This window comes from Chryseobacterium sp. HNCC26DJ238 (genome assembly GCF_057180465.1).
Window position 1 is genome coordinate 141,721 of record NZ_JBXUGI010000014.1, and the last position, 10,079, is coordinate 151,799.

At 37.0% G+C, this 10,079-nt stretch carries 11 protein-coding genes and 3 tRNA genes; 13 read left to right on the top strand and 1 reads right to left on the bottom strand.

Annotation, left to right across the window (positions count from 1 at the left end):
* The first annotated feature begins 5 nt into the window (after nt 1-5).
* The 13 genes from AC2A07_RS14325 (at nt 6) to AC2A07_RS14385 (ending at nt 9,337) form a co-directional block, all read left to right on the top strand.
* A complete protein-coding gene (locus tag AC2A07_RS14325) occupies nt 6-1,682 on the top strand; it encodes a S8 family serine peptidase (RefSeq protein ID WP_314497640.1) in 1,677 nt (558 codons plus the stop codon).
* A gap of 169 nt (nt 1,683-1,851) precedes the next feature.
* A complete protein-coding gene (locus tag AC2A07_RS14330) occupies nt 1,852-2,343 on the top strand; it encodes a lipocalin family protein (protein ID WP_314497643.1) in 492 nt (163 codons plus the stop codon).
* A gap of 25 nt (nt 2,344-2,368) precedes the next feature.
* The gene (locus tag AC2A07_RS14335) at nt 2,369-3,058 is read left to right on the top strand and encodes a YiaD family glycine zipper/OmpA-like lipoprotein (protein WP_314497646.1); all 690 of its coding nucleotides are present in this window, start codon (nt 2,369-2,371) and stop codon (nt 3,056-3,058) included.
* 104 nt (nt 3,059-3,162) lie between these two features.
* Nucleotides 3,163-4,050: a decaprenyl-phosphate phosphoribosyltransferase gene (locus AC2A07_RS14340; protein ID WP_484050986.1), complete on the top strand. Its 888-nt coding sequence runs from the start codon at nt 3,163-3,165 to the stop codon at nt 4,048-4,050.
* A gap of 82 nt (nt 4,051-4,132) precedes the next feature.
* Nucleotides 4,133-5,449 carry an FAD-binding oxidoreductase gene (locus AC2A07_RS14345; protein WP_484050987.1) on the top strand — a complete coding sequence of 439 codons (1,317 nt, stop codon included), beginning with the start codon at nt 4,133-4,135 and terminating at the stop codon, nt 5,447-5,449.
* Between the two features lies 1 nt (nt 5,450).
* Nucleotides 5,451-6,176, top strand: coding sequence for an SDR family NAD(P)-dependent oxidoreductase (locus AC2A07_RS14350; protein WP_484050988.1), 726 nt, complete (start codon nt 5,451-5,453; stop codon nt 6,174-6,176).
* A gap of 92 nt (nt 6,177-6,268) precedes the next feature.
* Nucleotides 6,269-6,856, top strand: coding sequence for an HAD-IB family hydrolase (locus AC2A07_RS14355; RefSeq protein ID WP_314497658.1), 588 nt, complete (start codon nt 6,269-6,271; stop codon nt 6,854-6,856).
* 24 nt (nt 6,857-6,880) lie between these two features.
* The gene (locus tag AC2A07_RS14360) at nt 6,881-7,351 is read left to right on the top strand and encodes a hypothetical protein (RefSeq protein WP_484050989.1); all 471 of its coding nucleotides are present in this window, start codon (nt 6,881-6,883) and stop codon (nt 7,349-7,351) included.
* 3 nt (nt 7,352-7,354) lie between these two features.
* The gene (locus AC2A07_RS14365) at nt 7,355-8,530 is read left to right on the top strand and encodes a cysteine desulfurase family protein (protein ID WP_484050990.1); all 1,176 of its coding nucleotides are present in this window, start codon (nt 7,355-7,357) and stop codon (nt 8,528-8,530) included.
* Between the two features lie 70 nt (nt 8,531-8,600).
* Nucleotides 8,601-8,918 (top strand): thioredoxin, encoded by a 318-nt coding sequence (gene trxA, locus AC2A07_RS14370; RefSeq protein WP_047445614.1) that lies wholly within the window; start codon nt 8,601-8,603, stop codon nt 8,916-8,918.
* A gap of 132 nt (nt 8,919-9,050) precedes the next feature.
* Nucleotides 9,051-9,124, top strand: a tRNA-Asp gene (locus tag AC2A07_RS14375).
* Between the two features lie 33 nt (nt 9,125-9,157).
* Nucleotides 9,158-9,231 (top strand) — tRNA-Asp (locus AC2A07_RS14380).
* Nucleotides 9,232-9,263: 32 nt separating this feature from the next.
* Nucleotides 9,264-9,337, top strand: a tRNA-Asp gene (locus tag AC2A07_RS14385).
* 87 nt (nt 9,338-9,424) lie between these two features.
* Here AC2A07_RS14385 and AC2A07_RS14390 read toward each other — a convergent pair.
* On the bottom strand, nt 9,425-9,844 hold the full coding sequence (locus tag AC2A07_RS14390; RefSeq protein ID WP_484050991.1) for a pyridoxamine 5'-phosphate oxidase family protein: 420 nt from the start codon (nt 9,842-9,844) through the stop codon (nt 9,425-9,427).
* Nucleotides 9,845-10,079: the final 235 nt, after the last annotated feature.

Consider the following 10,079-nt stretch of genomic DNA (forward strand, 5'->3'; position numbering starts at 1 on the left):
ATAAAATGAAGAAAATAGTATTAGCTGCTGTCTTTCTAGCAGGTTTCAGTTTTACATATGCACAGGATGCTCAAGTTGCAGCTCCTGATCCAAAGGAGAATAAAGATCTGATGACGTGGTATCATAAAGATTTTGCCACAACAAAAGTGTATGGTGTTAATACAGACAACGCTTATAAATATCTGGAATCCAAAGGTCTTAAACCAAAAACTGTTGTTGTAGGGGTATTGGACAGCGGAGTTCAGGTTGATCATCCGGGATTGGTGAAAAATATCTGGTCAAATCCTAACGAAGTTCCAAATAATGGTAAAGACGATGACGGAAACGGATATATTGATGATGTTCACGGATGGAACTTTATTGGAGGTAAAAATGGAGATATCGGTGTTGATAACATGGAGGTAACCAGAGTTGTTGCTAAATACAAGCCGGTTTTTGAAGGTGATGATTCTGCAAAGAACAAAGCAAATCAGGCAAAAATGCCTGAGGAATTTGCTATGTATATGAAATCTAAAGAGTTATTTACCAAAAAGAGTGTGGAAGCCAGTCAGAGTTTCAAGCAGTTTACCATGATTAATGAAGCAATACCAGAAATGGTTAAAATGCTTGGTGGAAAACCTTTAACTAAAGAAAATCTTGCCAACATAAAGCCTACTGAACAAAAACAGGCTATTGGTCTTCAGATTCTGAACAATTTGGCTCAAAGTCCTGAGTTTTCCGGGAAATCTCCTGATGAAGTAGAAAAAATGCTGAGAAAAGAAATGAAGGGTGCACTGGACCATTTTGGACCTATGGCACAGCAATATGATCTTGCATTTGATCCGAGAGCCGAAATCGTGGGGGATAACTACGATGACTATTCTGAAAAGAAATATGGAAATAACCATTACCAGGGTCCGGATGCAGAACATGGAACTCACGTTTCAGGTATCATTGCAGGTTTACCACAAGGTAAGGAGGTGCAGTATGGTGTAGCTTCAAAAGTAGCTAAGATCATGGTTGTGAGAACGGTTCCTAATGGTGATGAGAGAGATAAAGACGTTGCAAACGCCATTAGATATGCAGTAGATAATGGTGCTAAAGTTCTGAATATGAGCTTTGGTAAGCCGGTTTCTCCCGGTAAAAACGTTGTGTGGGATGCTTTCAAATATGCAGATGACAAAGGCGTTCTTTTGGTGAAAGCTGCAGGGAACGAGAATGAAGATGTTGCAGAACACTTAGCCTATCCGACCAATTTTAAAAACAGTACGGACGCAGCCCCTTTTGTGGATAATGTTTTAGTCGTAGGTGCAAGTACAAACAGAAATAATGAATTGAGAGCCAGTTTCTCTAACTATAATAAAAAAATGGTAAATGTATTTGCTCCTGGTGAGGAAATTTATTCAACGGTTCCGAACAATGAGTACAGTTATCAGCAGGGTACATCGATGGCATCTCCTGTAGTAGCCGGTGCAGCTGCCGTTCTGTTAGCATATATGCCGAATCTGAAGCCTGCACAGATTATTGAGGCTTTGGTTAAGACAAGCAATGCAAGTACAGAAAATGAGTTTGGAGACAAATCTCAGGCTGGTGGAGTAATCGATGTAAGAAAAGCCGCTGAATATGCTTTCAATAATTTTTATAAGGGAAAATCTTCTTCATCTAAAAAAACTGTAAAAACTAAAAAAGCAGTAAAGAAATAAATATCAAATTTTTATTTTAAAAAAGTTATAAAAGCCCGGATTTTTTCGGGCTTTTACTTTGAGCGCTTTTTTTTGGCACGGTTTTTTATAATTATAATTAGATAATAAATAGGTAGTATCGCAGTATTTCTGATGATACATCCATGTTAAAGAAATAAAAATATACATTATGAAAAAGTTATTACTTGCAGGGATGGTGGGAACATCACTTTTTGCAGTGTCCTGTTCCACGGTTAAAAAAGCGGGAGATGCACAGAGCAACAGAGCTGAATTTCTTAAAATGAAAGGAGATTTTCAGATTGTAAGCATAGAATATGACAAACAATATAAGATTAAACCTTTTGATGAAGGTGCTGATGCGCAGTGTTTTGTAGGAAGTCATTGGAGATTTATTCCAAACAACTATACAGGAGCGTATACCCTTAACGGAGGTGGCAGCTGCCCGACATTTACCCAGCCTATTAAATTTGAAGTAAAAAGTGGCAACACCTTTATGTTCAAAAAGATTCAGGATGGAACAAAGGCAAAACAAAATACAGCAGGTTATTCACTTACTGTTGTGTCTATGTCTACAGACCAGTTTTCTTTAGAGCAGAATGTACCTTTTGACGGAAGTACTGTACGGGTTGTCTACAACTTTGAGAGAGCCGGAATGAAATAATATAAATATTTAAAAATAAAACATAATGAAATTTAACAAATCATATATAGGAGCGTTTTTCTTATCATCAGCATTATTGCTAACCAGTTGTGAAGCAGTGCAGAATTCTAATCACCAGCAGAGAGGTACTGCAGTAGGAGTTGCTTCGGGAGCTGTACTTGGAGGAGTTTTAGGAAATAACGTAGGTAAAGGTAAAAATGCAGCTTTAGGTGCTGTTTTAGGAGGAATTATCGGAGGTGTTGCCGGAAATGTCATAGGTAACAAAATGGATAAGCAGGCAAAAGATATCAAAGAAACTTTACCTGGTGCCGAAGTAGAGAGAGTAGGAGACGGAATTAAAGTTACTATGAATGAAAGTATTGTTACTTTCGCATTTGATTCATCAGATCTTACTTCTTTAGCTAAAACCAATTTAGATAAACTGACTCAGGTACTTGTCAATAATCCGGATACCAATATTAATATTTACGGTCACACTGACAGTAAGGGTGCAGATGATTATAACCAGAAATTATCAGAAAGAAGAGCTAATTCCGTAAGGTCTTATCTAATGTCTAAAGGAATTTCTTCAGCGAGGTTATTTGCATTGGGTGAAGGTGAGGCTATGCCTGTAGCTTCTAACGACACTGATGCAGGAAGAGCGAAAAACAGGAGAGTAGAGTTTGCTATTACAGCAAATGAAAAAATGATCAATGATGCTCAGCAAGGGCAGTAATGATTAAAACATAAAAACACAAAAACCGCTTCGGCGGTTTTTTGTGTTTTTACACCATACTTTTTTGCTTTAAAATAACTATTTTTGCAATTGAAATAACATAAATGAAAAAATATTTAAAACTACTTCGCGTAGAGCAGTGGGTCAAAAATTTATTTGTTTTTGTACCTCTGTTTTTTTCGGGAAGTATTAAAAACCTGGATTTACTTACTAAAAGTATTTTTGCTTTCATCATATTCTCATTGGCTGCAAGTATTGTCTATATTTTAAATGACTACAATGATATTGATGCAGACAGGCAGCATCCTGAAAAAAGAAGGCGTCCGCTTGCAAGTGGTGCTGTTTCTAAACAACAGGCACTGCTTATTCTTACAGCTCTGATCATCATAGATATTGCGCTGATATTTTTTGCACAGTTTAACTTTAATGAAAATCTCTGGAAGTTCGCAACTATTATCGGAATTTATTTTGTGATGAATCTCGCCTATACTTTCAGGCTCAAACATGTTCCCATCATTGATATTTTTATCATTGCGACAGGATTTGTTCTGAGGGTCCAGGCAGGAGGATATATTACCGGAATTTTAATTTCTCAGTGGGCTACCTTATTGACCTTTGTTTTAGCATTGGTGCTGGCCATAGGAAAGAGACGGGGAGAGCTTATCAATGCTCAGGTTTCAGGTAAAACAAGAAAAGCACTGGATGGCTATAATGTGCAGTTTGCAGATATTGCGCTTTCGATCTCAGTAACTCTTGCGATTATCTGCTATCTGATGTTTACGTTATCACCAGAGGTGCAGGCAAGATTTCATCCAAGAGTTTTTTATACTGTAATTTTTGTTGTCTTTGCTTTTTTAAGATATTTACAGCAGACTCTTGTATATAACAGAACAGAATCTCCTACGAAAATTGTTTACAGAGACCGGTATATTCAGGTTACATTATTGCTTTGGATCGCTGCATTTTTAATTCAGATTTATTTTAAAGAATGAGATCGCAGAGACTGAAAAGCAAAGATAATAATGAAAATGCCGTGTTGATTGCATCTGACCCAACTAAAATAATTAATTACAGATGAAGCCAAATTTCATACAAAAAGTTACGAACTGGGGCAATTATCCGATTGTCGAAAAAGAGATGCGGTCTGAAGATAATTTCAGAAAAATAAAAGATTTTGTCCTGACTCACAATGAGGTCATTGCAAGGGGAAACGGCAGATGCTATGGTGATGCTTCTTTGGGTGAAAATATATTTTCTTCAAAAAAATTAAATAAACTGATAAGTTTCGACCGTCTCAATGGGATTATCGAATGCGAATCAGGGGTTTTACTTTCGGAAATTCTTGAAATCTCTGTACCTCAGGGGTATTTTCTTTATGTTACGCCGGGAACAAAATTCGTTTCTGTAGGAGGCGCAATTGCTTCAGACGTTCACGGTAAAAATCACCATGCCGAAGGATGTTTCTCAGAATATGTTTTGGAGTTTAAGCTGATGATTGAAAACGGGGATATCATTATCTGTTCGAGAGAGCAGAATCAGGATAAATTTTGGTCTGCAATCGGAGGGATGGGACTTACGGGAATTATTCTTTCCGCAAAATTTAAACTTAAAAATATTGAAACCGCTTATATCCGCCAGGAAAGCATAAAAGCGGAGAATCTGGACGAAATATTCAGGCTTTTTGAAGAAAGTGAAAGCTGGACCTATACGGTAGCGTGGATCGACTGTCTTCAAAAAGGAAAAAATATTGGCAGAAGTATTCTGATGCGTGGAGAGCACGTATTTCGACATGAATTGACAGGAAAAGATGCTGAAAACCCTTTGGTATTAAAGAAAAAGTTCTCACCTACTGTTCCTTTTTATTTTCCGAATTTTGTTCTGAACAGTTTGACGGTAAAGCTCTTTAATCTTCTGTATTATAAAAGACAGGCGAAAAAAGAGGTGAAAAATTTTACTGATTACGAAACGTTTTTTTATCCTCTGGATGCAGTGAACGACTGGAATAAAATCTACGGAAAATCAGGATTCATTCAATACCAGATGGTCATCCCGAAAGAAAAGGGAAAAGAAGGAATGAAACAAATTCTGGAAACCATTGCCAACAGCGGAAACGGATCTTTCTTAGCGGTATTAAAATTATTCGGTAAGGATAATCCGGATGCTTATAATTCTTTCCCTATGGAAGGGTATACTTTAGCACTTGATTTTAAAGTGAATTCAAAACTGAAAAAGCTTGTTGATCAGCTTGATCATATTGTTCAGGAATTCGGAGGCAGAATTTATTTAACGAAAGACAGCATGAGCAGATCGTCGCTGACTGATTATCTGAAAAATGTCAGCAGTTCAAAATTTGTTTCTTTACAGCATAAAAGAATTTTAAATAGCAAATAAAATGATAGTTCTCGGAAGTACCTCTGAAGTAGCGCAGGCATTTGTAGAAAAAGCTCTGCAGGAAGGCGAAAAGTTTGAAAGAATTTATCTTTTTACCTCAAATAAAGAAACCACCGAAAGATTTGCAAGACATATTGATGTAAAATTTCTGCAGCGATCTGAAATTATTGAACTTGATTTAACAAAACCTGTTCATTATTCTGAATTTGATTTCATCAATTCAAATCTGCTGTTCTGTGCAACAGGTTATTTGGGTGAAGGTACAGAAGAAGGATTGTATGATAATAAAAATACAGAACGTATTATAGATATCAATTATTCAAAATTGATTCCCGTTATCAACTATTTTGCTCAGAAATTTGAGAGCCGGAGGTCAGGAACCATTATCGGGCTTTCATCAGTGGCAGGTGACAGAGGAAGACAGAGTAATTTCATATATGGAAGTGCAAAAGCTGCTTTTACAGCCTATCTAAGTGGTCTCAGGAATTATTTGTCTGAAAAGAAAGTTCATGTAATGACCGTTAAGCCGGGCTTTATGGCAACGAAGATGACTGAAGGACTGCCATTAAATCCAAAATTAACAGCTACTCCAAAGCAGGCTGCAGAATGTATTTACTCGGCATTCAAAAAACAAAAGAATGTAACATACGTTTTGCCGGTTTGGGGCGTTATAATGATGATTATCAGAAATATTCCCGAATTTATTTTTAAGAAACTGAAACTTTGACAGGCTGATAATGAAAAACGGATGCAGGAGTTTAGCAAAATTTCATCATCCTGAATAGAAAACTGTGAATCTTAAACCCTCGATTGTTAATTATGAAAAAATTGTATTGTTTTGATTTTGATGGTACTCTGACTTATAAAGACACCATGTTTTTATATCTTAAATTTTACAATCCATCTAAATTCAGGATGCAGTTTGTAAGGCATATCCCCCTTTTTATTTTATTGAAATTAAAATTAGCTGAGACTGAAAAGGTGAAAAAAAGCTTTATCGGTTCTATCTTAAAGGGACAGCTTCAAACGAAAATAGAAGAAAAGTCAAAACAGTTTTTTGAACAGAACTATCCTAAAATTGTACGGGAAAATGCATTGGATTTTATTCAGAATATGGACAGACAGAATACAGAGAGCCTTATGGTGACCGCTTCCCTGGATATCTGGACAAAACCTTTTGCAGAAAAACTCCAGATGAATCTGGTTTCCACACAGGCAGAGTTCAAAAACGGAATTTTTACAGGTAATTTCATCGGTAAAAACTGTAACGGAAAAGAAAAACTGGAAAGAATAAAAAAAGAAATTTCAGACGGGAAGTATGATAAAATCATTGCTTTTGGCGATACTTCCGGTGATAAGCCAATGCTGAAATGGGCAAATGAAGGACATTACCAATTTTTTCACTAATTTTGAAAGATCAATAAAAATAAAATGAATAAATTATTAATTTTATCTTTAACAATGATTATGAGCTGTATGAGTACAACCGCAAAGAAACCCGGTGATGAGCAAAAGAAAGCTGAAATCATCATTTCAGAATCTCAGGGAGGAAATGAAAAATCAGGTTTTAGAATCATTAAAAATGAGCAGGAGTTTCAGGCTCTGATACAATCAGCCCAATCCTCTGTTTTGGTAGAAGCAGGTAAAGAATCTGAAATGAAATATCCTGAGTTTCCTGAAAACAGAAAAACAGTATTGTATAATTTAGGATCATTTAATTCCGGTGATCATACGATCCGGGAAATTAAAAGTATATCAGTAAAAGATAATGTTTTATCGGTAGAAGTACCGTATTACGAATCCGGCGGTATGGAAATACAGGTGATGTCTGCGCCTTGGTTTATATTTTCAGTTCCTTCCGACGTTCAGTTTACTTCAGTAAAATTAAAATATTCAAAATAAAAAATGAATAAAATATATTTAGATAACGCAGCTACAACGCCACTTTCAGAAGAAGTCATTGATGCCATGGTAGAAACCATGAAAATGAATTTTGGAAATCCATCCTCAACCCACAGTTTCGGACAGGATGCCAAAATTTTAATTGAAAATGTAAGGAGGCAGGTTGCAGAGTATCTTCATGTGAGTCCGGCGGAAATTATTTTTACGTCTTGCGGTACAGAATCAAACAATATGATCATCAAATCAAGTGTTGAGCATTTGGGTGTTGAGAGGATCATCAGTTCTCCGATGGAACATAAGTGTGTTTCTGAAACGATTCTGGATATGAAAAGCAGGAAAGGGGTAGAAGTGGCCTACATCCGTCCGAATGAAAAAGGGGATATTGATTTGAAAAGACTTGAAGAACTGCTGAAATCTTCTGATAAAAAAACTTTGGTAAGTCTGATGCATGCCAACAATGAGATTGGAAATCTTGTAGATATCAAAGAAATTGCTGAATTGTGTAAATTACATAATGCACTGTTTCATTCAGACACTGTGCAGACAATGGCTCACATGAATCTGGATTTTTCTGAAATTCCGGTAGATTTTGCATCGTGCAGTGCCCATAAATTCCACGGTCCCAAAGGAAGTGGTTTCGCCTTTATCCGAAAGGCCAGCGGACTCAAGGGAATCATCACCGGAGGTCCCCAGGAAAGAAGTCTGAGAGCAGGCACGGAAAATGTAAGCGGTATTGCGGGTTTAGGTAAGGCATTAGAGCTTTCAATTAAGAATATGGATGCCTATACCCAGCATATGCAGGATATTAAACAATATACAATTAACAGGGTTTCTGAGGAAATTCCGGGTGTCAAGTTTAACGGCAGAAGTGCTGAAGGCGAAAACAGTTTGTATACCTTATTAAGTCTTCTGTTACCTTATAAAAATCCACTGATTGGTCTGCAGCTTGATATGAAGGGAATTGCAGTATCACAGGGAAGTGCGTGTTCATCAGGAGCTTCGAAACCTTCCATGGTAATGATGATGGTGCTGTCCGAAGAAGAAATGGACAGCTGTACACCTTTGCGTATTTCTTTCAGCCACCTTACAACCAGACAGGACATCGATACATTTGTCAGTGCTTTGAAAGAGATCTCTGAAGACCTGATCATAGAAAATACAAATGTTGAACATAGATAAGCTATTCGCTTAAAAGTGGTAATTTTGATCTTATAATTTAGATAGAATATTAATAAATAAAAATAAAAAAATGGCTTTAGAAATTACGGACAGCTCGTTCCAGGAAACAGTTTTAAAATCTGACAAACCGGTATTGGTGGACTTTTGGGCAGTATGGTGCGGACCGTGCAGAACTTTGGGACCAATCATCGAAGAAGTAGCGGCAGATTTTGAAGGAAAAGCTGTAGTTGGAAAAGTAGATGTAGACAACAATCAGGAGATTTCTATGCAGTACGGAATCAGAAATATCCCTACAGTTCTTATTTTTAAGAATGGTGAAGTAGTAGATAAATTGGTAGGTGTAACTCCAAAAGAGATCATTGCTGAGAAATTGAGTGCACACTTATAAAAAAAATCACTTTGATAATGAATGCTTTCCATATTGGGAAGCATTTTTTTTGCCAAAATAGTTGCGGGTTCACTTAAAAGTTGTATTTTTGCAACCACAATAACAGAGCATACAAACTTAGTTATTGTAAGAGATCCGGTAGTTCAGCTGGTTAGAATGCCGCCCTGTCACGGCGGAGGTCGCGGGTTCGAGTCCCGTCCGGATCGCAAAAAGTTTTCTCAATTTACTTTAAAAAAATTGATCCGGTAGTTCAGCTGGTTAGAATGCCGCCCTGTCACGGCGGAGGTCGCGGGTTCGAGTCCCGTCCGGATCGCAGAAGTTTTCTCAATTTACTTTAAAAAAATTGATCCGGTAGTTCAGCTGGTTAGAATGCCGCCCTGTCACGGCGGAGGTCGCGGGTTCGAGTCCCGTCCGGATCGCAGATGATTTCTCATCATTCATCAAAAAGCCTTAAAACATTTGTTTTAAGGCTTTTTTTATTTTTTACAATATTTTTTGAACGGATCTTACGATGACTGATATTCTCCTTCTTCTTCTTTATGCCAGAATGAAACGCGCTTAGATGTTACTTTTAAAAGGCAGATCCCCGGTGTATCTATACCATCTGGGAACCATTGCTCTAAGCTGTCAATCCATTTTTCTTCCAGTATACTTTTATCCGTGATAACGGCTGCTGTTCCATAGCATTCTATGAACAGCATATCATCAGTCTGATAAACAAGGCTTACTTTGTGGTCATTCTTGATCTGACGGACTTTGTTGCTGTCTTCATACGTGAAAAACCATGAGTCTCCGTCATATTCTACTTTACCGTTATTGCTCATCGGTCTGGAATGTGAAACCTGTCTTCCGTCTTGGGTGGTCATCATACAGAAGTCAAGGTCTTTCATTTTCTGTGCGATTGTTTGAAGTGATGCTTTTTTCATTTTAATTTTGTTAGTGATTGTTGAGGTGATGATCAGTTGTTTTTTAATTTATATGATAAATTAGTATTAAAAAAGATGATCTCTGTCGTATGATTAACCAAAAGGTGTACCGATCTTATAAAACTGATGTTGTTTCGTTTACCGTAAAATTGAGTGGTGTAGCATGTGATGATCAGTTGACTGACAAGCCAGTAAACGTACAGCGGTTATACACTGAATAATAATGGAAGCAAAG

Bases quoted from the DNA above. Each gene is read 5' to 3' on its own strand.
- AC2A07_RS14325 (WP_314497640.1), top strand. From the start codon at position 6: ATGAAGAAAATAGTATTAGCTGCTGTCTTTCTAGCAGGTTTCAGTTTT.
- AC2A07_RS14330 (WP_314497643.1), top strand. From the start codon at position 1,852: ATGAAAAAGTTATTACTTGCAGGGATGGTGGGAACATCACTTTTTGCA.
- AC2A07_RS14335 (WP_314497646.1), top strand. From the start codon at position 2,369: ATGAAATTTAACAAATCATATATAGGAGCGTTTTTCTTATCATCAGCA.
- AC2A07_RS14340 (WP_484050986.1), top strand. From the start codon at position 3,163: ATGAAAAAATATTTAAAACTACTTCGCGTAGAGCAGTGGGTCAAAAAT.
- AC2A07_RS14345 (WP_484050987.1), top strand. From the start codon at position 4,133: ATGAAGCCAAATTTCATACAAAAAGTTACGAACTGGGGCAATTATCCG.
- AC2A07_RS14350 (WP_484050988.1), top strand. From the start codon at position 5,451: ATGATAGTTCTCGGAAGTACCTCTGAAGTAGCGCAGGCATTTGTAGAA.
- AC2A07_RS14355 (WP_314497658.1), top strand. From the start codon at position 6,269: ATGAAAAAATTGTATTGTTTTGATTTTGATGGTACTCTGACTTATAAA.
- AC2A07_RS14360 (WP_484050989.1), top strand. From the start codon at position 6,881: ATGAATAAATTATTAATTTTATCTTTAACAATGATTATGAGCTGTATG.
- AC2A07_RS14365 (WP_484050990.1), top strand. From the start codon at position 7,355: ATGAATAAAATATATTTAGATAACGCAGCTACAACGCCACTTTCAGAA.
- trxA (WP_047445614.1), top strand. From the start codon at position 8,601: ATGGCTTTAGAAATTACGGACAGCTCGTTCCAGGAAACAGTTTTAAAA.
- AC2A07_RS14390 (WP_484050991.1), bottom strand. From the start codon at position 9,844: ATGAAAAAAGCATCACTTCAAACAATCGCACAGAAAATGAAAGACCTT.